We start from the raw sequence: 26,687 nt of genomic DNA, 5'->3' as shown, positions 1-26,687 counted from the left end.
GCTTAGCAGAGGGCGACGGAGTTTCCTCATGGTTGCCTTGTGGTGGCCATTGCCCGCGTTGCTGGCGATTTTTTTCAGCGGCCTGTCCGGCGGCGAGTATTCAAAGCTGGATTCCACCCATTCCGAGTGGCTGTACCTGCTGTGGTGGGGCATCCCTGGGTACGGTGCGTTTTCGCTGTGGATGACCCGGGCCGTCAAGGGCCGGGATGAGCAACAAGCGCTGCGGATGGTTTGGCTGGCGCCTTTGAAGTTCATCCCTTTTTACGCCGTGCCGTGGGTGATTTATGGCTTGAGCCGTGCGTTCGCCGAGCAGTCTGATGGGGTTTTCATGACGTTCGGCTGGATCATGGTTTTGCCTTACCTGCTGATCGCCGGCTACGTCTGTGCGGGTCTGACGGTTGCGCTCTACAGGACGTTTTATTCATGAGATTCAATACCAGGCAGGTAACCCGTGTCGTTTAACCACTACTACCAAAGCGAACTCACCGCACTTCGCCAGTTAGGTCGTCGATTCGCCGAGCGTAGCCCGGCGTTGGCGCCTTTCCTCGGGCAAGCCGGGCGAGATCCGGACGTGGAGCGGTTGCTGGAAGGCTTTGCGTTCCTGACCGGCCGCCTGCGCCAAAAGCTCGACGACGAGTTGCCGGAGCTCAGCCATTCGCTGATGCACCTGCTGTGGCCCAACTACATGCGCCCGCTGCCGGCGTTCAGCATTCTGCAGTTCGACCCGTTGAAGCGTTCGGGTCCTGCGTTGATGGTCGAGCGCGATACGCCGGTGGAAAGCGTACCGATCGATGACGTGCGTTGCCGCTTTCGCACCTGCTACCCGACCGAAGTTTTGCCGCTGGACCTGGCCGCGCTGAATTACTCGGTGAAAGGCGACGGTTCGCTGTTGAGCCTGCGCCTGGAGATGAGCGCTGACGGTCACCTCGGTGAACTGGAGTTGAGCCGTCTGCGTCTGCACTTCGCTGGTGAACGCTACATCAGCCAGATGCTTTACCTGAGCCTGTTGCGCAACCTGGAAGGCATCGAGCTGATCCCGCTGGACGGCGCCGGCAAACCCATCAACGGCGTCAATGGCACTCCCATGGCATTCAAGATGCCCGGCGACCGCGTGCAGCCGGTGGGTTTTGCCGAAGAAGAGGCGTTGATCCCGTATCCGCTGAACACCTTCCGTGGCTACCGCTACTTGCAGGAATATTTCGCCTTCCAGGACAAATTCCTGTTCGTCGATATCAACGGGCTGGACATTCTCAAGGCGCTGCCGGAAGACACGCTCAAGCAAATGCGCGGCCTCGAATTGCGCTTCGATATTCGCAAGAGCGGCATCATGCGGATGCGTCCGACACTGGACAACGTGAAGCTCTACTGCACGCCCATCGTCAACCTGTTCAAGCACGATGCACTGCCGATCCGCCTCGACGGCAAGCAGGACGAATACCTGCTGTTGCCAGCCGAGTACGACCTGGAAAACTGCGGTGTGTTTTCGGTGGAAACCGTCACCGGCTGGAAGCCCGGCGGCCTCGGTTATCAGGAGTACGTGCCGTTCGAATCGTTCGAGCACGACCCGAGTTTCGACGTGCCCAACAGCCGTCCGCACTACAGCATTCGCCAGCGTTCGTCCTCGTTGCACGACGGCCTCGACACTTATCTGAGCTTCGGCATTCGCCACACCGAAGCCCACGAAACCCTGTCGATCGATCTGATGTGCACCAACCAGAACCTGCCGCGCAAGCTCAAGCTCGGCGACATCTGCATGGCCTGCGAAGAGACGCCGGAGTTCCTCAGTTTCCGCAACATCACCCCGGCCACGCCCAGTTATGCGCCGCCGCTGAACCGTGACTTCCTCTGGAAGCTGATCAGCAACATGTCGCTTAACTATCTGTCGCTGGCCGACGTCAATGCGTTGAAGGTGATTCTCGAAACTTACGACCTGCCGCGCTACTACGACCAACACGCTGAAAAAGTCAGCAAGCGTCTGCTGGGCGGGCTCAAGTCGATCAAGCACCAACACGTCGACCGCTTGCACCGAGGGTTGCCGGTACGCGGGTTGCGCACCGAGCTGACCATCGACCCGGAAGGGTATATCGGTGAGGGCGACCTGTTCGTTTTCGCTTCGGTTCTTAACGAGTTTTTCGCGCTTTACGCCAGTCTCAATTCGTACCACGAGCTGCGGGTAAAAAGCACACAGGGAGAGGTGTACCAATGGACACCACGTATGGGCCTCCAGCCGCTTCTTTAAGCGGACTGACCCGAGGAATACGCGAGTACTCGCTGTTTCAGGCCGTGCTGCTGGTGGTTGACCGGCTGCGTGAGGCCCACCCGCACCTGAGCCAGGACGATTTGTACGATCAGCTGGAATTCCAGGCCAACCCGAGCCTGGGTTTTCCCGGCAGTGACGTTGATCGCGTGGAGTTTTTCACCGAGCACGGCCACTTGCGCGCACGCCTGCGATTCAACCTGATCGGCCTGGTCGGTTCCGGCTCGCCGCTGCCGGCGTTCTACGGCGAACAGGCCCTGGGCGATAGCGAAGACGGCAACCCGACCCGCAACTTCCTCGACCTGTTTCACCATCGCCTGCAACGGCTGATGCTTCCGATCTGGAAAAAATACCGCTACCGCGCAAGCTTCGAGAGCGGCGCGCTCGACCCGTTCTCTTCGCAATTGTTTGCGTTGATCGGCCTGGGTGGCGAAGAGATCCGCAAGGCAGGGGAACTGAACTGGAAACGCCTGCTGCCGTACCTCGGCCTGCTCAGCTTGCGGGCGCACTCGGCGGCGCTGATCGAGGCGGTGCTGCGTTACTACTTCAAACACGCCGAACTGACCATCGAGCAGTGCATCGAGCGTCGCGTCGAAATCCTCGACGAGCAGCGCAATCGCTTGGGCCGCGCCAACAGCCTGCTCGGCGAAGACCTGGTGCTGGGCGAACACGTGCGCGACCGCAGCGGCAAATTCCGCATCCACATCCGCGAACTCGACTGGCAACGCTTCCACGAATTCCTGCCGATCGGTTTCGGCTACCAGCCGCTCTGCGCGCTGGTGCGGTTCACCCTGCGTGACCCGCTCGATTACGACATTCGACTGGTGCTGCGCCAGGAAGAAATCCGCGAACTGCGCATCGGTGAGCAGAACGCCTGTCGCCTGGGATGGACCAGTTGGCTCGGCCGCGAAAAAGCGGACGGCGTGGTGACCCTGGGCAGCAAAATTCATTAAGGACAGATGACCAATGATCAACGTAGACCTGCAACAACTTATCCAGGCGCTGGACGCCGAAACCCGTCGTGACCTGGAAAGTTCGGCCGAACGCTGCGTCGCCCGTGGCGGCAGCAAGATCCTCGTCGAAGACTTGCTGCTGGGCTTGCTGGAGCGCCCGCAAGGCTTGCTCGCACGCGCGCTGCAAGACGCCGAAGTGGATGCCGGTGAGCTGAGCGCCGCGTTGCAATCGCGGGTCGAGCACAGCGCTTCGCGCAACCCGGTGTTCGCCCCGGAACTGGTGCAGTGGCTGCAAGACGCGTTGCTGGTGGCCAACCTTGAACTGGGCCAGAGCCAGGTCGAGCAAGCCGCGTTGATCCTCGCACTGTTGCGCAACCCGATGCGCTACGCCGGCAGCCGCTACCAGTCGTTGCTGGCCAAACTGAACATCGAGCGCCTGAAAGAATTCGCCCTGTCGCAGAAAGAACAACCGGCGACGGGCAAACCTGCCGTGCCGGGCGAATCGCTGCTGCAGCGCTTCACCCACAACCTGACTCAGCAGGCCCGCGACGGCAAACTCGACCCGGTGCTGTGCCGCGATGGCGCGATCCGGCAGATGGTCGACATACTCGCCCGTCGCCGCAAGAACAACCCGATCGTGGTCGGTGAAGCCGGCGTCGGCAAAACCGCCATCGTCGAAGGCCTGGCCTCACGCATCGCCGCCGGTGAAGTGCCGCAAGTCTTGAAAGGCGTTGAGTTGCTGTCGCTGGACATGGGCCTGTTGCAGGCAGGCGCCAGCGTCAAAGGTGAATTCGAGCGTCGCCTCAAAGGCGTGATCGACGAAGTCAAAGCCTCGCCGAAACCAATCATCCTGTTCATCGACGAAGCTCACACGCTGATCGGCGCGGGCGGCAATGCCGGCGGTTCCGACGCGGCCAACCTGCTCAAGCCGGCCCTGGCCCGTGGCGAGTTGCGCACCATCGCCGCCACCACCTGGGCGGAGTACAAAAAATACTTCGAGAAAGACCCGGCCCTGGCCCGTCGCTTCCAACCGGTGCAACTGCACGAACCGACCGTCAGCGAAGCGGTGACCATCCTGCGTGGCCTGGCTCAGGTTTACGAGAAGAGCCACGGCATCTACCTGCGCGACGACGCGGTGGTTGCGGCGGCCGAACTGTCCGCCCGTTACCTGGCCGGTCGTCAGCTGCCGGACAAAGCTGTCGACGTCCTCGACACCGCGTGCGCCCGCGTGCGCATCAGCCTCGCCGCCGCGCCGGAAAGCCTCGAACGCTTGCGTGGCGAACTGGCTGAAGGCGGTCGTCAGCGTCAGGCCCTGCGCCGTGATGCCGAGGCCGGTCTGCTGATCGATCACGAAGCGCTGGACGCTTTGGAAGATCGTCTGGCCGAAGCCGAAGATGAAAGGGTCGCCCTCGAAGCGCTGTGGACCGATCAGAAAGAATTGGCAGAGCGCCTGCTGGACCTGCGTCAGCAATTGGCCAAGGCCCGCGAAGCTGCCGCCGTCGAGCCTACTGTCACGGTTGAAGAAGATGCCGAAGGCACCGTGATCGAAACGCTGCCGGTGGACGAAGCGCAAAGCGTCGAAACCCTGGAAGCCGCGCTCAACGAAACTCACAAAGCGCTGACCGAGTTGCAAGTCAAAGAACGTCTGGTCAGCTTCGAAGTCTGCCCGCGTCTGGTGGCCGAAGTGATCAGCGCCTGGACCGGCGTGCCTTTGGCGCAATTGGCCCGTGAGCACAACGCCAAGGTCGCGAGCTTCGCCACCGACTTGCGCACGCGCATTCGTGGTCAGGAACAAGCCGTTCACGCGCTGGACCGCTCGATGCGCGCCACCGCTGCCGGCCTGAACAAACCTGATGCGCCAGTTGGCGTGTTCCTGCTGGTCGGCCCGAGCGGCGTCGGCAAAACCGAAACCGCGCTGGCCCTGGCGGACTTGCTGTACGGCGGCGATCGTTTCATCACCACCATCAACATGTCCGAGTTCCAGGAGAAGCACACCGTCTCGCGCCTGATCGGTGCACCGCCGGGCTACGTCGGTTACGGCGAGGGCGGCATGCTCACCGAAGCCGTGCGCCAGAAGCCGTACTCGGTGGTGCTGCTCGACGAAGTCGAAAAGGCAGATCCGGACGTGCTGAACCTGTTCTACCAAATCTTCGACAAAGGCGTGGCCAACGATGGCGAAGGGCGCGAGATCGACTTCCGCAACACGCTGATCCTGATGACTTCGAACCTGGGCAGCGATCGCATCGCCGAGCTCTGTGAAAACGGCGCGCGACCGTCGGCCGAAGTCCTTGAAGAAACCATCCGCCCGGTGCTGAGCAAACACTTCAAACCGGCGTTGCTGGCGCGCATGCGTGTGGTGCCTTACTACCCGGTCGGTGGCCCGGTGCTGCGCGAGCTGATCGAAATCAAACTCGGTCGTTTGGGCGAGCGCCTGAACCGTCGTCAGCTGGATTTCACTTACTCGCAAGACCTCGTCGATCACCTGGCCGAACGCTGCACCCAAAGCGACAGCGGCGCGCGCCTGATCGATCATTTGCTCGACCTGCACGTGCTGCCGTTGGTGGCCGACCGCTTGCTCGATGCGATGGCCACGGGCGAAAGCCTCAAGCGTGTCCACGCGACGCTAGACGGCAACGCCAGCGTGACGTGCGAGTTCGCCTGAGGTGGGTGTGATGTTCACTCTAGTGCCGCAACCGCTGGTCTATGCCGAAGCCTTGCTGGCGCAATTCGCCAGCCTGTCGCGCGCGGCGGACGGTGCTGCGCTGCTGGGTGACTTCGTGCGCGGGTTGGCCGAGCTCAGCGGTTGTGAGTTGACGCAGCTGTACCTGCTGGACGCGACTCACACGTGTTTGGGGATGAACGCCGAATGCCTCAACGGCATCCTGCAACCCCGGGAAGCGGCGAGCCTGCCGGCGGATTACAACGGTGAACAACTGCTGCAATTCGCCCTGTGCCAGAACCGCGTGGTGTGCCTCAGCGAGTTGAGCGGCAGCCTGCACGAAACCAGTTTCCTACCGCCTCAGGTCATGCCTTGGCAGTCGCTGTTGTGTGTGCCGCTGGTCAATCAGCAGAAAGCCGTTGAAGGCTTGCTGCTGTGCGCCAGTCGCCGGCATGTCGACCTGCAAGGCTTTGCCGATTCCCTCGGTCAACTCGGTTCGTTCGTGCTCGGCCAACTGCATTTGCTGCAACGTCTGCGTCAGCCAACCGGTGATGCGCGACCGGCGAAGGTCAGCGTCCCGAGCGCCAGCGGTTACGGTTTGATCGGCAAGAGTTCGGCCATGCGCCAGACCTATTCGCTGATCAGCAAAGTCCTGCACAGCCCGTATACCGTGCTGTTGCGCGGCGAAACCGGCACCGGCAAGGAAGTGGTGGCGCGGGCGATTCACGATTGCGGCCCGCGCCGTTCCCAGGCGTTCATCGTGCAGAACTGCGCGGCGTTCCCCGAGAACCTGCTGGAAAGCGAGCTGTTCGGCTACCGCAAAGGTGCCTTCACCGGTGCTGATCGCGACCGTGCCGGGCTGTTCGATGCAGCCAACGGCGGCACCTTGCTGCTCGATGAAATCGGCGACATGCCGTTGTCGCTGCAAGCCAAGTTGTTGCGGGTTCTGCAGGAAGGCGAGATCCGCCCGTTGGGCTCCAACGACACCCACAAGATCGACGTACGCATCATCGCCGCGACTCACCGGGATTTGTCGGTGCTGGTCAGCGAAGGCAAATTTCGCGAGGACTTGTACTACCGCCTCGCGCAATTCCCGATCGAGTTGCCGGCGCTGCGTCAGCGCGAAGGCGACATCCTCGACCTGGCCCGGCACTTCGCCGACAAGGCGTGCTCGTTCTTGCAACGGGACGCCGTGAGTTGGTCCGATGCGGCGCTGGATCACCTGTCCGGTTATGCCTTCCCCGGCAACGTGCGTGAACTCAAAGGCCTTGTCGAACGCGCGGTGCTGCTGTGCGAGGGCGGCGAGTTACTGGCCGAACATTTCTCTCTGCGCATGGAAGCCATGCCGGAAGACAGCAGCGGCCTGAACCTGCGCGAACGCCTGGAACAGGTCGAGCGCAGTCTGCTGCTCGATTGCCTACGCAAAAACGACGGCAACCAAACCCTCGCCGCCCGCGAACTCGGGCTGCCACGCCGCACGCTGCTGTACCGCCTTGGGCGCCTGAATATCAATTTGGGTGATTTCGATGGGTAGGCAAACGACCGTCGATTTCACCTCATCCGCTTCTAACAGCGCCGCCCAAACGGGTCGGCGCTTTGTACTTTGTCTACCCCTGGAGACCCTCTGATGCCTGTTCGTCACTGGCAAGCCGTCCTGCTGACCCTCGTCGTTCTATGCGGCCTCGGCGGCTGTAGCGGCAATTACAAATACAACGACAACACCTATCGCCCATTGGGTGATCCGCAGGCGGTCAATCGCGGCAAGTGACCGCAAGGAGTATCACCATGGAACTGGTTTTCGAAATGCTCAACACCAAGCAGTTCGTGCCCACGGATTTGTGCCAGAAGACCTTCAAACAGGCCGGTGGCGTGATCGGTCGGGGTGAGGATTGCGACTGGATCATCCCGGACCGCAAGCGTCACCTGTCCAACCACCACGCGGTGATCAGCTACCGCGAAGGCACGTTTTTCCTGACCGATACCAGCAGCAACGGTATCCAGGACAGCGAAAGCGGCGCGCGCCTGCGCAAGGGCGAAGCGATGCGCATCGAGCACGGCAGTGTCTACGTGCTGGGTGACTTCGAGATCCGTGCGCGGCTGGTGCGCGACCCGGCGACCTTCGACGTTGAAGTCGGCCGTCCGCAGGCAGCGGGCAGCATCATTCCGGACGATGCGTTTCTCGACCTCGACCCGCTCAATGCCCTCGATCAGCAAGAGCGGGTGTATTCGGAAATCGACGAACTGATCTCCCCGAGCAACACCATCGAGGACACCCGTCAGCGCGCTGACTATGCGCGTATCGACATGGAAAGCCTGATGGTGCCGGAGCTGATCAACGCCCCGGCAGAGCCAGCCCCTGCGCCACCACCCAAAGCGGTCGAGCGTCAGAGCGAAGGTTTCTGGGAGCACTTCGGTGAGGCGCTGGGCGTGGACCTCAAAGGCCTCGACCACGACGCCCGCGAAGCCCTGGCGCTGAACGCTGCACGTCTGCTAAAGCAAAGCGTCGGCGGTTTGCAGCAGAGCCTGCGCACCCGCAGCGAACTGAAAAACGAACTGCGTCTGGCCCAGACCACCGTGCAAGGCACCCAAAAGAACCCGCTGAAATTTGCCGTCGATGCCGGCGAAGCGTTGGGCATTTTGTTGCAGCCGAACAAGCCGGGTCAGTTGCCGGCCGAGCAGGCGATCTCCCGTGCGTTCCGCGATTTGCAGGCGCATCAGGTGGCCTTGCTGACCGCCAGTCGCGCCGCCGTACGCGGCACGCTGGAGCACTTCTCGCCACAGCAATTGACCCTGCGTTTCGAGCGCGACAACAAGCCTTTGCTGGCCACGTCCGGCAGTCGCTGGAGAGCCTACGGTCGTTATCACCAGGCCCTGCGTCAGGACGATGACTGGAGCGAGCGCCTGCTGGCCCGCGACTTCGCTCAAGCCTACGAAGAACAGATCCGCCTGATTTCCACCCTTCACACCGACCACCAAGGATGATGCGCATGTCTCGCTGCTCGACCGCTTTTTTCAAGACGCTGACGGCGTTCGCGGCCCTGGTGCTGCTGGCCGGCTGCTCGTCGCTGTCGCCGTATTCCCACGTCACCAAGCTCAACCTGAAGCTGACCGCCAGCGATCAGCTGAACCCGGACCTCAACGGGCGTCCATCGCCGATCGTTGTGCGTCTGTTCGAGCTCAAGCATCCGGTGACGTTCGAGAACGCTGATTTCTTCAGCTTGTACGAGCGCGCCAAGGAATCCCTGGCCCCGGACCTGGTGGCCAGCGAAGAAATTGAACTGCGTCCAGGTGAAACCGTGGAGATGAAACTCAGCGTGGAGGAGGGCAGTCGCTACGTCGGCATCCTCGCCGCCTACCGCGATCTGCCGGAAACCAAATGGCGCTACACGGTGCAAGTCACCCCGGTGGAAGTCACCGACGCTGATCTGACCCTCGACCAGGCCGGTATTCGCAACAGCAACGAAACGCTCGCCAAGGCGGATGACTGATCATGAATTCCCATAAAGTGATTTGGCAGGAAGGCATGCTGCTGCGCCCGCAGCACTTCCAGCACAACGATCGCTACTACGACCACCAGATGAAGACCCGCACCCAGTTGCTGGGCAGCTACACCTGGGGCTTCCTGAACCTGGACATCGACTTGCAGTTCCTCAACATGGGCAAACTGGTGATCAGCCAGGCCTCGGGGATTCTGCCGGACGGCAGCCTGTTCGAACTCGGCGGCAACACCGAACCGCTGGCGCTCGACGTACCGCCGAACACCGGTAATACGCCGATCTACCTGGCGCTGCCGCTGGTCACCGGCAACCACATCGAGTCGCGCCGTCCGGAGCAATCCGACGTGCTGGCGCGCTACACCGCGTACGAAGCGGAAGTCGCCGACTCCAACGCCGGCGACGATTCCGCCAGCCAGGTCAGCTGTGGTCGCCCGGACTTCAAACTGTTGCTCGGCGAGCAGCAGAGCGACCAGGCCTACGTGAAACTGAAGATCTGCGAAGTGCTCGACACCACGCCCGACGGCGTGATCAGCCTCGACCCGGACTTCGTGCCGACCTACATTCAGGCGCACTCGTCCAGCTACCTGCTGTCGTGTCTGAAAGAAGTGATCAGCATGCTCGGCCACCGGGGCGACACCATCGCTGAACGCATCCGCTCGAACGGCAAAGTCGGTGGCGCGGAAGTCGGCGACTTCATGATGCTGCAACTGATCAACCGCACCGAACTGCTGCTGCGTCACTACCTCGGCCTGGAGCAGGTTCACCCGGAAGAGTTGTACCGCACGCTGCTGACCATGCTCGGCGATCTGGCGACCTTCTCCAGCGACAGTAAACGCCCGCGTCTGGACAGCCGTTACCAACACAGCGACCAGGGCGCGAGCTTCCGCAAACTGATGGAAGCGATTCGTCAGGTGCTGTCGATGGTGCTCGAACAGCACGCCATCGAACTGGTCCTGCAAGCGCGTCAGTACGGGATCATCGTCTCGCCGTTGCACGACCACAAACTGCTGGGCTCGGCCTCGTTCGTGCTCGCCGCCAGCGCCAACTGCGACTCCGAAGAACTGCGCCATCGCTTGCCGGCGCACCTCAAGGTCGGCCCGGTGGAGCGTATCCGCCAACTGGTCAACCTGCATCTGCCTGGGATCAAGGTCAAACCGTTGCCGGTGGCCCCGCGGCAGATCGCGTTCCACTCCAACAAAACCTATTTCATTCTCGAACTCAGTTCCGAAGACCTGGCACAACTCGAGCGCTCCGGCGGCTTCGCGTTCCACGTGTCCGGCGAATTCGCCGAGCTTGAACTGAAATTCTGGGCCATCAGGAACTGACTGACATGATCAAGGACATGGAACATACCCAGGACGATAAAACCGTCCTGCTCGACCGTCAGGGCCACGGCCCGGCGCAGAGTCCGCTGACCGATTTCGCCGCACCGCCGCGTTTTGAACAGCTCGAAGAACGGATGATCTACGCCGCGCGTTTGCGCCCGGCCGAAGCCTTCAACATCAGCCTCAACTCGCTGGTCGCCGCCGCCTCCGACCTGTTGTCGGAAGTGGTGCGACTCAAGCACAGCGACACTCGCGAAGACATGTACGCGCTCAACGAGCGACTGACTGCCGGGCTGAAACTGTTTGAAGTGCGGGCGCTGCACAACGGCGCCGAAAGCAGCCAGGTGATGGCCGCCCGTTACGTGCTCTGCACCGTGGTCGACGAAGCCGTCGTGACCACGCCGTGGGGCAACGAAAGCGAGTGGTCGCAGATGAGCCTGCTCAGCAGCTTCCACAACGAAACCTTCGGCGGCGAGAAGTTTTTCCAGCTGCTGGATCGCCTGTCGAAAAACCCGGTCAAGCACCTGCCGATGCTGGAGCTGATGTACCTGTGCCTGTCGCTGGGCTTCGAAGGCAAGTACCGCGTGCAAGCCCGCGGCATGCTCGAGCTCGAAGGCATCCGCGACGCCTTGTATCGCCAGATTCGTCAGTTGCGCGGCGACGTGCCACGTGAGCTGTCGCCGCATTGGGAAGGCTTGAACGATCAGCGCCGCAGCCTGGTGCGCATCGTGCCGGCGTGGATGGTGGTGCTGTTCACCGTGGTTTGCCTGGTGGTGATGTATTCGGGCTTCGCCTGGGTACTGGGCGAGCAACGCGAAACCGTTCTGCAACCTTATCAGCAGCTAGATCCGGCCGCGGTCCAGCCGCAGTCGCAGCCGTAAACAGGGACGTGTGATGAAAAAGTTTTTCAAGAAAGTCGGCGCATTCTTGCGTCAGACCTGGGTCTGGACCTTGCTGCTGGTGCTGTTCGTCGCGCTGCTGGTGTGGTTCGTCGGGCCGCTGCTGGCGGTCAATGACTACAAGTTCTGGGAAGGTTCGACCTCCCGCCTGCTGACCATCAGTGTGCTGTTCCTGATCTGGGGCCTGACCATGGTCTTTGTCAGCTGGCGCGCTGGCGTACGCAAGAAAGCCATCGAAGACACCGAAGACGGCCAGGATCGCATCCGCCGTGAAGAGTTGATCGACGAAGAGCAGAAAGAGCTTCGCGTACGCTTCAAGGATGCGTTGAAAACCCTGAAGACCTCGAGCCTCTATCGCGGTCGCAGCGAACGCTGGCGCAGTGATTTGCCGTGGTACTTGCTGATCGGTCCGCAGGGCAGCGGCAAGACCAGCCTGCTGGACTTCTCGGGCCTTGAGTTTCCGATCAACAAGATCGACCGCAAACTGACCCGCGACACCCTCGGCACCCGTCATTGCGACTGGTATTTCGCCGATCACGGTGTGTTGATCGACACCGCCGGGCGTTACTTGACCCAGCCGGATGCCGAAGTCGATGGCAGCGCCTGGAGCACCTTGCTCGACCTGCTGCGCAAGCGTCGCCGCAACCGTCCGTTGAACGGCGTGCTGGTGACCATTCCGGTGGAAATGCTGCTGGGCAACACCGAGCAAGACCTCGACACCCTGGCTCGCCAGGTGCGCGCTCGCTTGCAGGATGTTCATCAAAAACTGCACGTCGATGTGCCGGTTTATCTGGTGCTGAGCAAGGCTGACAAGCTGCTCGGCTTCGACGAGTTCTTCGATCAACTGACCCGCGAAGAAAGCGATCAGGTGCTCGGCACCAGCTTCCGCAAAGAGCAGAGCGGCACCGACGTCGCCGTGCTGCGCGCCGAGTTCGAAGAGCTGCTGCGTCGCCTGAACAGCCAAGTGATCATGCGCATGCACCAGGAGCGCGACACCCAGCGCCGTGGTCGCATTCTCGACTTCCCGCATCAACTGGGGCAGATCGGCGAGCGCTTGTGCCTGTTCGTCGACATGGCGTTCACCGGCAACCGCTACCAGCGTGTCAGCCAGTTGCGCGGTTTCTACCTGACCAGCGCACCGCACCTGACTCAAGAAATGGACCAGACCACCGCCGGCATCGGCGCCAATCTGGGGATGAACGCTGGCGTGCTGCCGACCTTGCGCAGCGGCCGTTCGCGCTTCATTCATCATTTGCTGAGCCGCGTTATCTTCCCGGAAGCCGATCTGGCCGGTCTGGACAAGCGCGAACGCAGCCGCATCCATTGGGGCCAACGTGCCCTGTACGTAGGCGCATTGGCGGCGCTGGCACTGTTCGGCATGCTGTGGGCGGGCGGTTTCTCCGCCAACTACGAGCGTCTGGAAAACCTGCGTAACCTGGCTCAAAACTGGACTCAACAGCGCTCGGCCCTGACCGCGCGTGATGATTCCATGGCAGTGCTCAAGACCCTCGACACCCGCTACGCGGCGACTCAGGTCTTCCCGAAAAAAGGTGACGTGTCGTACCACGAACGTGGCGGCCTGTACCAAGGCGAAGAGGTCAATCCGGTGGTCAAGGAGGCCTACGAGCGTGAGCTTGAAGCGCAACTGCTGCCGAAGGTTGCGACCCTGCTGGAAGGGCAGATCCGAGCCAACATGAAGGACCGCGAACGCTTGCTCAACAGCCTGCGTGCGTACCTGATGTTGAACATGAAAGACCGTCGCGACGGCCCGTGGCTCAAGGATTGGGTGGCCACCGAATGGTCCCAGCGTTACGCCGGCAACACCGCCGTGCAGAACGGTTTGAACACGCACTTCGAGCGTTTGCTCAAGCAGCCGTTTATCTACCCGCTGAACGATCAACTGGTGGCCCAGGCGCGTCAGGTGTTGCGCAGCGAGTCGCTGGCCAACGTGGTTTACCGGATGCTGCGCGAGCAGGCTCGCAACCTGCCGGAATACCGTTTGAGCCAACACTTGGGCCCACAGGGTTCGCTGTTTGTCGGCACCGAATACGTGATCCCGGGTTTCTACACCCAACAGGGTTATCAGCAGTACTTCTCGGTTCAGGGCTCTGCGCTGGTCACCGATATCCTGCGTGACAACTGGGTGCTGGGCGAAGGCTCGGGCATTAGCGGCATGGACTTGCGTCGCTTGATGGTCGAACTGGAGCAACTGTACTTCCGCGACTACGCCAACTTCTGGAGCGAAGCGGTCGGCCAGGTTGCACTGCCTCCAATCAGCGACTTCAGTGAGGGCGCCGAGCAACTGGCGGGCCTGACGTCCGCCAACTCCCCGGTGCTGCAACTGCTGGTGGAAGTACGCGAGAACACCCGTTTCCCGGTGATCGCCGACAGCGCGGATGCAGCTGCCGAGGCGGCGGACAAACTGGGCGAGAAGGGCGGTAAGCTCGGCAAACTCGCGGCGGCTGCAGCTGACAAAGCCGCAGACATGACCAAGAACCTGCCGGACACCGCGAAGAAATCCCTGCAACGCCGCTTCGAACCGCTGCACCGTTTGCTGGACGACAACAACGGCCCGGCCGCTGATTTGACCCCGGCCCTGACGGCACTCAACGACCTGCAACTGCAACTGGCGAGCCTCGCTCGTGCCAGCGCGCCGGAGCAGGCTGCGTTCGAAATGGCCAAGACCCGCATGAGCGGCCAGCGTGATGCGCTGAGCAACTTGCGCAATGCCTCGAACCGTCTGCCGCGTCCGGTCAGCGTGTGGTTCAACGTCCTGGCTGAAGACACCTGGCGTCTGGTGCTGAACGATTCCTACCAGTACCTGAACCAGCGTTATCAGACCGAGCTGTACAGCTTCTACGGCAAGGCGATCAACAAGCGTTACCCGTTCAGCGCCCACAGCACCAGCGACGTTGCGATCAGCGACTTCCGCGAGTTCTTCAAGGCGCAGGGCATCAACGATCGCTTCTTTGAAACCTACATGCGTCCGTTCGTGAGTGGCGATCCAGGCAACTACCGTCTGCGCAGCATCGACGGTCACAGCATGCCGATCTCCAAGGTCTACCTCGACCAGATGGCCGCGGCACAAGTGATTCGCCAGAGCTTCTTCTCGATCAATCCGGCCGAGCCACAAGTGCAGTTCAAACTGGAGCCGTACACCCTCGACCCGGCCGTCAGCCGTTCCGAGTTCAAGTTTGGCGACAAGACCATCGAATACCGCCACGGCCCGATCGTGCCGGTGTCGTTCAAATGGCCGACCGACGCTGAAGACGGTCGCACCAGCCTGGTCCTCGACAAAATGGCCGGCCGCCCGATCGGCATCGAGAAAAACACCGGTCCATGGTCGCTGTTCCGTCTGTTCGACCTGATGCAGACCGAGTACATGAGCGGTCGCGATGTGCTGGTGCTCAAAGCTGACGTGGGCGGCCTGCGCGCCAACTACTTGCTGTCGAGCCAGCGCACACCGAACCCGTTCGACATGGGCGTGCTGCGTACCTTCCGTATGCCGGTGCAGCTCTGATGCTGGTTGCCAGTCCCTGGCGCAGCGCTGCGCGTACCGATCCGGGCAAGGTTCGGGCGCGCAACGAAGATGCTTTCCTGGACTGCCCACAGCAGGGGCTGTGGGTGGTCGCGGATGGCATGGGCGGTCATCAGGGTGGCGACATCGCCAGTCAGCTGATCGTCGCCAGCCTGGCGGAATTGCCGGTGCAGGACGACTTCGACGAACGACTCAAAGGCATCCGCCAGTGCCTGCACTGGCTTAACCGTCGCTTGGGTCAGGAGTTGACCGTCACGGCCGGGCGCCATGACAGCATCATGGGCAGCACCGTGGTGGCGCTGCTCGTAGAAGGTAATCGCGCGGCCTGCATCTGGGCCGGCGACAGCCGTTGCTACCTGTGGCGTGGCCAGCGGTTGTATCAGCTGTCCAAGGACCATTCGCTGCAACAGCAACTCATCGACGAGCAAAACATGAGCGTCGAAGACGCCCGTGCGCATCCTTCGGCCCATGCCCTGACCCGTGCGGTCGGGGCAGCCGATGTGCTGACGCTGGACGTGCTCGAACTCGAGGTTTACCCCGGCGATACGTTTCTGTTGTGCAGCGATGGTTTGTACCAGGGGCTGAGCACCGATGCCTTGGGCAACGCCCTGAGCCTGACCGCGCCGCACGTTGCGCTGGAGCGTCTGTTCGACGGCGCTTTGCGTGGCTCGGCTCGGGACAATCTGACTGCCGTGGTTATCCGAAAATGACTGAACTCATGCCGCCGCTCGACGACCTGCTGGTGACTGACGAGGAAGCCAATAACCTGACTTACTTTGCGTTTGCCAAGTCGCACAAAGCTGAGCCCGCACTGGCGCCTACAAAGGCCAGCGTCGGCGAAATGCCGGACGTACTCGCAGGCCGTTACCGCATCGAACGCCTGCTCGGTGCCGGCGGCATGGGCGCGGTTTACCGCGCACGGGATCTGCTGAGCGAACAGTTCGGCGACCCCGACCCTTACATCGCGCTGAAAATCCTCAGCGAAGAATTTGCCGAATCGCCGGACGCCAGTGCCTTGCTCTACAGCGAGTTCGCCCTGACCCGACGCCTGCGCCACGACAACGTGCTGCGTTTGCACAGCTTTGAAGTGGACACCGATTGCCAGCGCGCCTTCATCACCATGGAACTCATGCGTGGGCTGACCCTGGACAAATTACTCTGCGAGCGGCCGCTGGGCCTGCCGTGGAAAGAACTGCGCGACATCGCGCTGCCGCTGCTCGACGCGCTGGCCTTCGCCCACGCTCGCGGCGTGCTGCACGGTGACATGAAACCGAGCAACGTCATGCTCAGCGAAGAAGGCGTGCGCCTGTTCGACTTCGGTCTGGGCCAGGCCGAGGAGGGCATCTTGCCCGGCCTGCCACACCTGAGCCGTAACCGCTTCAACGCCTGGACCCCCGGCTACGCCGCGCCCGAACTGCTCGAAGGCCAGCCGCTGTCAGCCAGTGCCGATGTCTACGGCGTGGCCTGCGTGCTCTACGAATTGGCCGGCGGCAAACACCCGTTCCGCCGCTTGCCCTCGACCGAAGCTCGGGACGGCCACCTCGAACGCGAGCTGCACGCCCCCAGGAATCTCCCGAAACACTGCTGGCCAGCCCTGCGAACGGCGCTGGCATTCAATGCGGCAGATCGAACGATCACAGCCGCCCAACTGCGTGACGCTATGGGCGCCACATCGACTTGGCTGCAACGTCTGCGACGTCGGGCGTAACGGATGACTACCGAACAGGGAGCAAACAATGTTTAACCCTTCCAACGAAACGCATTTCAGCCTGACCGTCGAAGACTACGTCGGCGCCGTGCATTCGGGCGACCTGCAAGTGCTGTCGTTCACCGGCACCGAAGGCATCAGCCAGCCGTATCGCTTCGACCTGGAACTGGTCAGCGAAAACCCGGACCTCGACCTGGAAAAGCTCCTGCATAAACAGGCTTTTTTGGCGTTCGATCCACAGGGCAGTGGCATCCACGGCCAGATCTACCGCGTAGCCCAAGGCGATGCCGGCAAACGCCTGACTCGCTACAAAATCTCCCTGGTGCCGCAACTGCAATACCTGCACCACCGCACCAATCAGCGCATCTACCAGCAGATGTCGGCGCCGAAAATCATCGCGCTGATCCTCGACGAGCACGGGATCAAGGGCAACGCCTACAAATTCCAGTTAAGCCAGCCCTGCCCGGATCGCGACTACTGCGTGCAGTACGACGAAACCGACCTGCACTTCGTGCAGCGCCTGTGCGAAGAGGAAGGCATTCACTACCACTTCCAGCACAGCTCCAAAGGTCATCTTTTGGTATTCGGCGATGACCAGACAGTGTTTCCAAAACTCGGGCAGCCCACCGCCTACGTCCAAGGCAGCGGCATGGTCGCCGACGAGCCGGTAATCAAAGGCTTCAAACTGCGCCTGGAAACCCGCACAGGCCGCGTCACCCGCCGCGACTACGACTTCGAAAAACCGCGTCTGCAACTCGAATCCGCCTACAAACCCGAGGCGCAAAGCGATGAACCGGACCTCGAAGACTACGACTACCCCGGCCGCTTCATCGACCGCGCGCGCGGCAAATTCCTCAGCCAACGCGCCCTCGAACGCCACCGCGCCGACTACCGCCAGGCCGAAGGCAAAAGCGATCAGACCACCCTCGTCAGCGGCCACTTCCTGGAAATGTCCGACCACCCGCGCACCGAGTGGAACGACCTGTGGCTGCTCACCGAAATCTTCCACGAAGGCAAACAGCCACAAGTGCTGGAAGAGTCGGTGACAAGCGACACCACCGACAACAAGGACGACTTCCACCAGGGATACCGCAACCGCTTCCTCGCCACCCCGTGGGACGTGTTCTACCGCCCGGCGCTGGAACACCCGAAACCGCGTGTGCTCGGCAGCCAGACCGCGATGGTCACCGGGCCTAAAGGCGAAGAAATCCATTGCGACCAATACGGCCGCATCAAGGTGCAATTCCACTGGGACCGGGAAGGATTGGCTGATGACAAAACCAGCTGCTGGATGCGTGTTTCTTCGAGTTGGGCCGGCGACCGCTACGGCGCCATCGTCATTCCGCGGATTGGTATGGAAGTCCTCGTCACCTTCCTCGAAGGTGATCCCGATCAGCCGCTGGTAACCGGTTGCCTGTACCACAAGGAAAACCTCGTTCCCTACGACCTGCCGGCGAACAAGACTCGTAGCGTGTTCAAAACCCTCAGCTCACCGGGGGGCGGCGGGTACAACGAACTGCGGATTGAAGACAAGAAAGGTGCCGAGCAGATCTTTATCCATGCCCAGAGGGATTGGGATGAAAACATTGAGCATGATCAGAAGATTCGCGTGGGTAACGAACGCCACGACACGGTGGAGAAGAACACCTACACCGAGCTGAAGGCTGAAGAGCATCGCACCACGATTGCGGATCGCAAGACAGAAGCGCGGCTGGATGACCACCTGACTATTGGGCAGAACCAGCATGTGAAGCTGGGGACTGCGCAGCTGACCAGTGTTGGGAAAGAGATTCATCTGAAGGCTGGGGACAAGATTGTCATTGAAGCCGGGATGGAGCTGACAGTAAAGGCAGGTGGCAGCTTCATCAAGCTCGATGCCGGCGGCATCACAGTTGTTGGGCCGGTGGTGAAAATTAATGCCGGTGGGGCTGCTGGGAGTGGGACGGGGATTGGGATTAAACCACCGGTGCTGCCGGGGGCTGCGGATGCGGATAAGGCGGGGAGTTTGATGGATCAGGCGTTAGCCAATCCTGTGAAGGAAACGCCCCCCGGACAGCTGCGTCTGCGCATTGCGCCTTTGCCGAACATGCCCGGTTATGCCGATGAGCCCTATCAGCTCTATGCGGATGGCGCGCCGATCAGCAAAGGCTTCAGTGATGAGCAGGGCAACGTGGTGTTTCAGCACATTCCCGGTACCCGCAACTATGTCGTGGAAACCGTCAACGGCCATCGTTTCAGCATGGACATGAGTGAAGAGTCTACCGACCAGACACGTCACCGAACTGAACAGCTGGGGCGCGAAGGCTACCGTGATTTTCCTGAGGGCGCGGCGTCATTGGAATCCGCGAATATCGGCGATGTATTCCGCCAACTGTGGGCAGATCAAAGTGAGCCGAAGGCGTAAATGGAGTTACATGAATGACCTACCTCGATCAGAAATTATCGCTTTCGGTTGAAGAAAGCGCAGCGACCCTGAGTGCTGACTGGTTCGCGCACAAAAATAATCCGCTGAGCCCTCCACGCCCGGCGGGCAACATTGTCACTCCGCTGGTGTGTGGCGAGGAAGCGTTCGGCAAAGTGTATGAATGCATACAGAAGGCCAAGCGCAGTATCGACCTCATCAGCTGGGGGTTTGACCCAGGTTTACGCCTCAATCGCGGCTCAGCCGACAGCCTCAGCCTGGGCGAACTGCTCAAGAAAAAGGCTAATCAGGGTGTGGAAGTCCGCGTACTGATCTGGAATAACCGACTGGCCCAGCTCGGGGAAAACTCGGTCATCGGTGAAGGCTGGAATGGTTCTGGCGGAACGTCGATGGGCTCGGGCATGACTCAGGGCCAGCCTGCGGACACCAGCGGACGAGACGCCAAACGCCAGAAGCTCCTGCAAAAGCAGCAGGAAGAGCAGACAAAGCTGGCCAAGCTTTCACCCAGCGACGAGAGTGGCAGACGCGCCGCGCGTGACAAGTTGATCAAGATCCAGATTGACCTGGATGCGCTGGACAGCGGCTACACCAAGGGCAGCGATTCGGGCGGAACAGTGCAAGACCCGAACGAACAGATCAAGACGCGTGACTGGCACCGCTGGGTGCACAGCAGTGAGGCACGCAACATCGAATTTCGCACGCGCGACTTCAACTGGGCGGGCGAACTGACCTACGACGACCAAAACGGCTTGCGGGTCCATTACGGGCGTCTTGCCATTCTGTGGCGGTTGATGAAAAGCGAGTCCCCGGATGTGCCTTTTATTCAGATGCTTGCCCTCGGCCTGTTCCCCAGCCATCACCAGAAAACCCTGGTGATCGACTACATGGACCCGCAAACGGCCGAAGGCTTCGTCATGGGGCACAACCTGCAACGCAACTACTGGGACACCACCGAGCATGCCTTCGACGACCAGACCGGCAAGCGCGACCAAGGCTTCGGACCCTGGCAGGACCTCTCCCTGCATGTGCGTGGCCCGGTGCTGTTCGACCTGAATCACAACTTTTGCAATGCCTGGGACAAGGGCACCCACTGGATAAAACGTGTCTTCAGCGGCACGTTGATCGACCAGCGAAAAGTGGTCAAGCCATTGAGCCTCATCTGCAATGGCGGTGAACCTGCGCAAATCTGCAGAACCCAGCCAGAAGAAGGGCCGGAAACCACCATTCTCGAAGTGTATGAAAAGGCCCTGGGCAACGTGCACCAGTACGCCTACATCGAGAACCAGTATTTCCGCTACAAACCCTTGGCCGAACGCCTGAAAAAGACCGCGGCCGACTACACCGCCGCGGGCAAGCTTCAAGACCTGTACCTGTTTGTGGTGACCAACAACCCGGAAAGCGGTCACTTCTCAAGCACCACGCACGAGATGCTGGATACCCTCGGGCAGGGAAAACTGATGCCCTTGGCTCACCGCGATCTCAAATACGATCAGCGCCAACTCGCCCTCCGCGAGCGTGAATTGACGGCCCGCCCCAGCTCACCTCAGCGCGATCGGGACCTTGCCGCCGTGCACGCGAAAATGGCCAAGGAGAACATCGACTCCAGCAGCGCCGACGACTTGATCGAAACGGACCCCAACAAGCACTACAAACAGGCCGCGGCACGTGAACGGGAACCCGAACTGATCCCGCCGAAGGGGCTCAAAATCATCGTTACCACCCTGGTCAGTTGCAAGGACAGTGGTGCTCCGGTAGCCCCAAAAACCAGCACAGAGCGGCAAACGGATAAGGCCATCGAAGAACACCTCGGCCCTGAACAGGGCACGGCGCAGTACAAGTCGATTTATGTGCACAGCAAATTGCTGTTGGTTGATGATCTGTTTTTCACCTTGGGTTCGGCCAATATCAACTTACGCAGCTTGCAGACGGACTCTGAATTGAACATCGCCATGCCTAGTCCGAAAACGACGCGGACGTGGCGAGAGCGGTTGTGGGCGATGCATTCGGGGGTGGCGGTTAAGACAGACAAAGGAACGCTGATCGAAAATATTGCGGACGATTATGAAGTTTGGGATCAAGTGGTAACTGATAATTGGGAAAAACAAAAGAAGCAGTTACCGTTGGTTGGTAAATTGGTCAGATTTTGGGATTTGGTGACGCCTTATGCAAAAGCTGTTGATTAACTCACTACTCACTGTATTTTTATCGCTAATTGGAGTTATAGCCATGGCCGACGACAACTTTAAATGCACTCATGAGCTAAACATTGCTCCACCTCTGGATCAGCAAGCGGATCAATTTTTTAAGCAGGCTCGATCTATTAGTGAAGAGCGTCTTCCTGATTGGTCAGAGGTGGCACGACTGTATGAAAAGGCGATAGAAAAAAACCACTGGAAGGCCATGCACAATCTTGCAGAATTGTATTTACGAGGAGATGGGGTGGGCAAAGATACAAATAAGGCCATTGACCTTTATATGGACATGATCAAGCTGGAGGTGCCGCTGGGTTATTACGACATGAGCGTGATGACCGAACGTGGGGTTGGGGTCGTGCAATCTGATAAAGACGCTATGCTCTTTTTGATTAAGGCAGCAGACCTTGGAAACCCACAGGCACAAACACAGATCGGGTATATCTATATATACGATAAAAACAAAGACGCTTTGGGGCTTAGGTACCTTAAGTGCGCAGATGAACAGGACTATTCAGATGCAACTTACAAAATAGCTTCATACAACAAGAATATTGACGCTAATTATCCTGTTGCTATGCACTATTATCAGCGTGCGACCGCATTAGGTATGCGCAAAGCTGCGCTGGTCATTGAAGGTGTCTTTATGGTCGGCGATTTCGGCTACGTAAAAGATGAGAAGCTGGCGAAAGCATATAGCAACATATCTAGTCAGCTTTACAAAAATCCAGATCTACTCTTTCCTAATTTAGCGAAGGATTATCCACTGCCGCCACACCCTGTTCAGGGCTATCACGGCGATAAAGATATCAACTGGAAACCCACCGGACGCGATGACGATTATTAAAGCGACGCTGACCGCTGCTTTATTAAGTTTCAGTTGGCTTGTTGTGGCTGACGAATTCAAGTGTGTCCATGAACAAAATACTGCTCCGCCTTTGAATCAACAGGCGGAGCAGTGGTTTCAACAGGGGCGCTCTATCAGTAAAGAGATCCCTGCAAACTGGACGGAAGTCGCTCGGTTGTATCAGCAAGCAGTAGCGATAGACCATTGGAAAGCCATGCATAATCTGGCGGAGTTATATTTGCGCGGTGATGGTGTGCTGAAAGATACCAATAAGGCTATTGATCTTTACATGCGGATGGTTGATTTGAAGGTCCCTCTAGGTTATTACGATATGAGTGTAATGACGCAGCGTGGGGTAGGCGTTGTGCAGTCCGATAAGGATGCTATGTTGTTTCTTGTTAAGGCTGCCGATTTGGGTAGTCCGCAGGCTCAAACCAGGATTGGCTATATATACATCTATGATAAGAAAAAATATGCTGTTGGACTTGGGTATTTAAAGTGTGCTGAAAAGCAAGATTATGCGGATGCAGCTTACAAGCTGGGGTCGTATTATGAAGTTGTGGATGAAAATTATCCTGTTTCCATGCACTACTACCAGCGTGCTGCTGCTCTAGGAGAGCCAAAAGGGGTAACGGAAATCAGAAATGTTTTTGAACAAGGGCTGAACGGTTATCCGAAGAATGCCAAATTAGCGAAAGTCTATGATGATATATCGAGTCGCTTTTACCGTGATTCTGACCTACGTTTACCTAATTTAGCAAAAGACTACCCACTCCCACCGCATCCTATTCAGGGCTATCACGGCGATAAAGATATCAACTGGAAACCTACGGGACGTGATGACGATTATTAAAGCATGGCTGGCGGCAGGCTTATTATGTGCCAGTGGACTTGTTGTGGCCGACGAATTCAAGTGTGTCCATGAACAAGAGACTGCTCCGCCTTTGAATCAACAGGCGGAGCAGTGGTTTCAACAGGGACGTTCTATCAGTAAAGAGCAGCCCGCAAACTGGGCGGAAGTCGCTCGGCTCTATCAACAAGCGGTAGAAAAAAATCATTGGAAGGCCATGCACAATCTCGCCGAGCTATATTTGCGCGGCGACGGGGTTGCCAAAGATACAAATAGAGCTGTCGACCTATATATGGAGATGGTGAAGTTACAGGTGCCCTTGGGTTATTACGTTATGGGTGTGATGACCCAGCGTGGTGTCGGAGTAGTGCAGTCCGAAAAAGACGCAATGATGTTTTTGCTTAAGGCTGGGGATATGGGGAGCCCGCTAGCACAGACCAGGCTGGGAAATATTTATATTTACGACCTGAAGAAATATCAACTAGGGGTGTCTTATTTGCGCTGTGCGGCGAATCAAGATGATGCAAAGGCAAATTATGAATTGGCCGCATACTACAAAATAGTTGATAGAAATTATCCTGTTGCATTGCATTATTATCAACAGGCTGCTGCCTTAGGTGAACGAAAAGGTGCTATGCAAATCGAAAGTGTATTTCGGGATGGACTGTTTTCTTATCAGAAAAATAAGAAAATTGAAGATGCGTATTATGAAATATCAAGCCAGTTGTCGAGTAATCCGGAACTTCGTTTTCCAAGCCTAGCGAAAAGCCACCCGTTACCTCCAAATCCGGTTCAGGGCTATCACGGCGATAAAGATATCAACTGGCAACCGGCTGGGCGTGATGACGATTATTAAAGCATTGCTGGCTGCGGGCTTATTGAGTGGCAGTGGGCTTGCTGTGGCCGGCGAATTCAAATGTGTCCAGGAACAAGATACTACTCCGCCTTTGAATCAACAGGCGGAGCAATGGTTTCAACAGGGACGCTCTATCAGTAAAGAACGCCCTGCAAACTGGACGGAAGTCGCTAGGCTTTATCAGCAAGCGGTAGAGAAAAATCATTGGAAGGCCATGCACAACCTCGCCGAGCTTTATTTACGTGGCGACGGGGTTGTCAAGGATACAAATAGAGCTATCGACCTATATATGGAGATGGTGAAGTTACAGGTACCCTTGGGTTATTACGATATGGGTGTGATGACTCAGCGGGGTGTTGGGGTAGTGCAGTCCGATAAAGATGCCATGCTATTTTTGCTTAAAGCTGGGGATATGGGGAGCCCAATAGCGCAGATCAGACTGGGAAATATGTACATTTACAACCTAAAAAAATATCAGCTAGGAGTGTCTTATTTGCGCTGCGCAGCGCTTCAGGACAACGCAGAGGCAAATTATGAATTGGGTGGCTACTATGAGGTGGTGGATAGGAATTACCCCGTGGCAATGCATTACTATCAACGCGCTGCTTCCTTGGGGGAACGTAAAGGTGCTATGGAAATCGAAAATACGTTACGGGAAGGCAAGTTTTCTTATGGAAAGGATGAGAGGCTAGCTAAGGCGTACTACGAAGTGTCGAGCCAATTATCAAATAACCCAGAACTTCGTCTTCCCAATCTAGCCAAAGATATTCCTCTTCCACCAAATTTGGTTCAGGGTTATCACGGCGATAAAGATATCAATTGGAAACCTACGGGACGTGATGACGATTATTAAAGTGACGCTGATCGCGAGCTTATTGAGTGTCAGTGGACTTGTTGTGGCAGACGAATTCAGGTGTCTCCACGAGCAAGATACTGCTCCGCCTTTGAATCAACAGACGGAGCAGTGGTTTCAACAGGGACGCTCTATCAGTAAAGAACGCCCTGCAAACTGGACGGAAGTCGCTCGGCTTTATCAGCAAGCGGTAGAGAAAAATCATTGGAAGGCCATGCATAATCTCGCTGAGCTTTATTTGCGTGGCGACGGGGTTGTCAAGGATACAAATAGAGCTGTCGACCTATATATGGAGATGGTGAAGTTACAGGTGCCCTTGGGTTATTACGATATGAGTTTGATGACCCAGCGTGGCGTTGGCGTTGTGCAGTCCGATAAGAATGCCATGCTCTTCCTGATCAAGGCGGCTGACCTGGGAAGTCCACAGGCACAAACAAGAATCGGATACATATATGTATATGATAAGAATAAAGACGCTACCGGCCTGAATTATATAAAGTGCGCCGCTAAACAAGGGTATGCCGATGCTAATTATAAGTTGGGCACGTACTATCAGGGAATAGATAAAAATTATCCGGTAGCTATGCACTATTATCAGCGCGCTGCTGCCTTAGGGGAGGATAAAGGAGCTATGGAAGTTAGGGATGTTTTTCAAGAGGGGTTGAACGGTTATCCGAAGAATGCCAAATTAGCGAAAGTCTATGATGATATATCGAGTCGCTTCTACCGTGATTCTGATCTACGTTTACCTAATTTAGCAAAAGACTACCCACTCCCACCGCACCCTATTCAGGGCTATCACGCCGATAAAGACATCAACTGGAAACCCACGGGACGTGATGACGACTACTAATCCTGCAACGAAATGAGAGACTCTGCGTCAGAAAAAAGCATCCCGCTCAAACTCGCGGTGCACAGGTTTTCGACTCAGCATGTCCATGAAGGACTCGACGAATGAAGGAGCACTGTAATGCGTAAAACCTTGGGGATTTTGGCGGCTGTGTTGTTAGCCCTTTCGATATTCAGTGCAGTGCTGGGGTTGGGGGGGATCGCTGCCGGAGCGACTGGCAGCGGAAGCCTATCCAGTGGCCTTGATGTTGCCTTCACCGTGGCGTGGGTGCTGTTTGTCTTGAGCTTGTTAAGCGGCGCAGTCGCTATTTTTTGGCCGAAAGACAGTCGTCCGTAGAGCGGGGGAAGGATGGGTTTTCAGGCTGAACCCATCGCCCCCCCCTGTTTGCTATTTCGCGTTGGCGCGATGCTCCGCCGGATTCGGCGAATCAATATGGTCCAGCGCTCGCTCCACTAACAGATGCACACCGACCGCCATTCTGCTGAGTGCCAGTGCGACGGAGCGGCGTGAGCCTTCTACGCTGTCGGCCAGGTCGGCGGCGATGGCGCTGATGGACAGCAGGTCTTCCGAGGCGTTGGCCAGGACGGTTTCGGTGTGGAGGTCGGGAGCGACGATGAAGAGGTCGCCATTGCGACGTTTAGGTTTTTTATCCGCAGGCGTGCCGAGGTGAAGATCGAGGGCGCGTTCGGCGGCTTCGTGGAGTTTTTTTGAATCTAAGGATTCGTAGGGGGATGTGTCTTCGTGTTCGGGGGGGTTAGGTGTTGGCTTGATCATAGATGTATCTCCTGGAATTAAGAGACCGACACCGTTTCGCTTTGCACTTCGAAAGAGGTGGCAGCTGCGCGTTGGTGTGCAAGACCGATCCAGGAACCGGCAGACCCGAAGGTCTCCGACGCACAGCCGCCATAACGATCCGCGAGCATAGGAAAACGCTCGACGAATAGCCATAAGCAATTGCGCACCTGGATTCGGACTTGCACG

22 protein-coding genes are annotated in these 26,687 nt (G+C 58.4%); 21 read left to right on the top strand and 1 reads right to left on the bottom strand.

Going from position 1 to position 26,687, the window contains the following annotated elements; genetic code table 11:
* Positions 1–28: 28 nt before the first annotated feature.
* From ACYZTZ_RS27560 to ACYZTZ_RS27460, 21 genes are all read left to right on the top strand, one after another.
* Positions 29–427, top strand: a complete 399-nt coding sequence (locus tag ACYZTZ_RS27560; protein ID WP_462000246.1) for a hypothetical protein — start codon at positions 29–31, stop codon at positions 425–427.
* A gap of 24 nt (positions 428–451) precedes the next feature.
* Positions 452–2,239, top strand: coding sequence for a type VI secretion system baseplate subunit TssF (gene tssF, locus ACYZTZ_RS27555; protein ID WP_462000245.1), 1,788 nt, complete (start codon positions 452–454; stop codon positions 2,237–2,239).
* The gene (tssG, locus tag ACYZTZ_RS27550) at positions 2,203–3,210 is read left to right on the top strand and encodes a type VI secretion system baseplate subunit TssG (protein ID WP_462000244.1); all 1,008 of its coding nucleotides are present in this window, start codon (positions 2,203–2,205) and stop codon (positions 3,208–3,210) included. The genes tssF and tssG overlap by 37 nt, the downstream gene beginning before the upstream one ends.
* Before the next feature lie 13 nt (positions 3,211–3,223).
* Positions 3,224–5,872, top strand: coding sequence for a type VI secretion system ATPase TssH (gene tssH, locus ACYZTZ_RS27545; RefSeq protein ID WP_462000243.1), 2,649 nt, complete (start codon positions 3,224–3,226; stop codon positions 5,870–5,872).
* Between the two features lie 10 nt (positions 5,873–5,882).
* On the top strand, positions 5,883–7,403 hold the full coding sequence (locus ACYZTZ_RS27540; protein WP_462000242.1) for a sigma-54 interaction domain-containing protein: 1,521 nt from the start codon (positions 5,883–5,885) through the stop codon (positions 7,401–7,403).
* A 93-nt stretch (positions 7,404–7,496) separates the two neighbouring features.
* Complete coding sequence (locus ACYZTZ_RS27535) at positions 7,497–7,637, top strand: hypothetical protein (RefSeq protein ID WP_007894589.1); 141 nt, start codon at positions 7,497–7,499, stop codon at positions 7,635–7,637.
* Positions 7,638–7,654: 17 nt separating this feature from the next.
* Positions 7,655–8,851 (top strand): type VI secretion system-associated FHA domain protein TagH, encoded by a 1,197-nt coding sequence (tagH, locus tag ACYZTZ_RS27530; protein WP_462000240.1) that lies wholly within the window; start codon positions 7,655–7,657, stop codon positions 8,849–8,851.
* A gap of 5 nt (positions 8,852–8,856) precedes the next feature.
* On the top strand, positions 8,857–9,357 hold the full coding sequence (tssJ, locus tag ACYZTZ_RS27525; RefSeq protein ID WP_008150089.1) for a type VI secretion system lipoprotein TssJ: 501 nt from the start codon (positions 8,857–8,859) through the stop codon (positions 9,355–9,357).
* Between the two features lie 2 nt (positions 9,358–9,359).
* On the top strand, positions 9,360–10,691 hold the full coding sequence (gene tssK / locus ACYZTZ_RS27520; protein ID WP_046045022.1) for a type VI secretion system baseplate subunit TssK: 1,332 nt from the start codon (positions 9,360–9,362) through the stop codon (positions 10,689–10,691).
* 5 nt (positions 10,692–10,696) lie between these two features.
* Positions 10,697–11,572, top strand: a complete 876-nt coding sequence (gene icmH / locus ACYZTZ_RS27515) for a type IVB secretion system protein IcmH/DotU (protein WP_008150091.1) — start codon at positions 10,697–10,699, stop codon at positions 11,570–11,572.
* A 13-nt stretch (positions 11,573–11,585) separates the two neighbouring features.
* Positions 11,586–15,110 (top strand): type VI secretion system membrane subunit TssM, encoded by a 3,525-nt coding sequence (tssM, locus tag ACYZTZ_RS27510; RefSeq protein ID WP_462000238.1) that lies wholly within the window; start codon positions 11,586–11,588, stop codon positions 15,108–15,110.
* Positions 15,110–15,838 (top strand): PP2C family protein-serine/threonine phosphatase, encoded by a 729-nt coding sequence (locus ACYZTZ_RS27505; protein WP_309675623.1) that lies wholly within the window; start codon positions 15,110–15,112, stop codon positions 15,836–15,838. Before tssM ends, ACYZTZ_RS27505 begins: the two co-directional genes overlap by 1 nt.
* A complete protein-coding gene (locus tag ACYZTZ_RS27500) occupies positions 15,835–16,836 on the top strand; it encodes a serine/threonine-protein kinase (RefSeq protein WP_046045026.1) in 1,002 nt (333 codons plus the stop codon). The genes ACYZTZ_RS27505 and ACYZTZ_RS27500 overlap by 4 nt, the downstream gene beginning before the upstream one ends.
* A 28-nt stretch (positions 16,837–16,864) precedes the next feature.
* Positions 16,865–19,240 (top strand): type VI secretion system Vgr family protein, encoded by a 2,376-nt coding sequence (locus tag ACYZTZ_RS27495; protein ID WP_462000237.1) that lies wholly within the window; start codon positions 16,865–16,867, stop codon positions 19,238–19,240.
* A gap of 14 nt (positions 19,241–19,254) precedes the next feature.
* On the top strand, positions 19,255–21,441 hold the full coding sequence (locus ACYZTZ_RS27490) for a phospholipase D-like domain-containing protein (RefSeq protein ID WP_462000236.1): 2,187 nt from the start codon (positions 19,255–19,257) through the stop codon (positions 21,439–21,441).
* A gap of 43 nt (positions 21,442–21,484) precedes the next feature.
* Positions 21,485–22,297 carry a tetratricopeptide repeat protein gene (locus tag ACYZTZ_RS27485; protein ID WP_462000235.1) on the top strand — a complete coding sequence of 271 codons (813 nt, stop codon included), beginning with the start codon at positions 21,485–21,487 and terminating at the stop codon, positions 22,295–22,297.
* Entirely contained in the window at positions 22,284–23,150 is an 867-nt protein-coding gene (locus ACYZTZ_RS27480; protein ID WP_462000234.1) for a tetratricopeptide repeat protein, read from the top strand. Before ACYZTZ_RS27485 ends, ACYZTZ_RS27480 begins: the two co-directional genes overlap by 14 nt.
* Positions 23,137–24,003 (top strand): tetratricopeptide repeat protein, encoded by an 867-nt coding sequence (locus ACYZTZ_RS27475; RefSeq protein ID WP_462000718.1) that lies wholly within the window; start codon positions 23,137–23,139, stop codon positions 24,001–24,003. The genes ACYZTZ_RS27480 and ACYZTZ_RS27475 overlap by 14 nt, the downstream gene beginning before the upstream one ends.
* Positions 23,990–24,856, top strand: a complete 867-nt coding sequence (locus tag ACYZTZ_RS27470) for a tetratricopeptide repeat protein (protein WP_462000233.1) — start codon at positions 23,990–23,992, stop codon at positions 24,854–24,856. The genes ACYZTZ_RS27475 and ACYZTZ_RS27470 overlap by 14 nt, the downstream gene beginning before the upstream one ends.
* On the top strand, positions 24,843–25,709 hold the full coding sequence (locus ACYZTZ_RS27465; protein ID WP_462000232.1) for a tetratricopeptide repeat protein: 867 nt from the start codon (positions 24,843–24,845) through the stop codon (positions 25,707–25,709). The genes ACYZTZ_RS27470 and ACYZTZ_RS27465 overlap by 14 nt, the downstream gene beginning before the upstream one ends.
* Before the next feature lie 117 nt (positions 25,710–25,826).
* Positions 25,827–26,042, top strand: coding sequence for a hypothetical protein (locus ACYZTZ_RS27460; RefSeq protein WP_462000231.1), 216 nt, complete (start codon positions 25,827–25,829; stop codon positions 26,040–26,042).
* Between the two features lie 51 nt (positions 26,043–26,093).
* On the opposite strand, the gene ACYZTZ_RS27455 is transcribed toward ACYZTZ_RS27460, so the two are convergent.
* Positions 26,094–26,480, bottom strand: a complete 387-nt coding sequence (locus ACYZTZ_RS27455) for a DUF6124 family protein (protein WP_462000230.1) — start codon at positions 26,478–26,480, stop codon at positions 26,094–26,096.
* Between the last annotated feature and the right edge of the window lie 207 nt (positions 26,481–26,687).

The organism is Pseudomonas sp. LB3P58, from assembly GCF_054897895.1.
The sequence above is the reverse complement of the archived record's forward strand: the minus strand, read 5'-3'. Positions and strand labels throughout refer to the sequence as shown.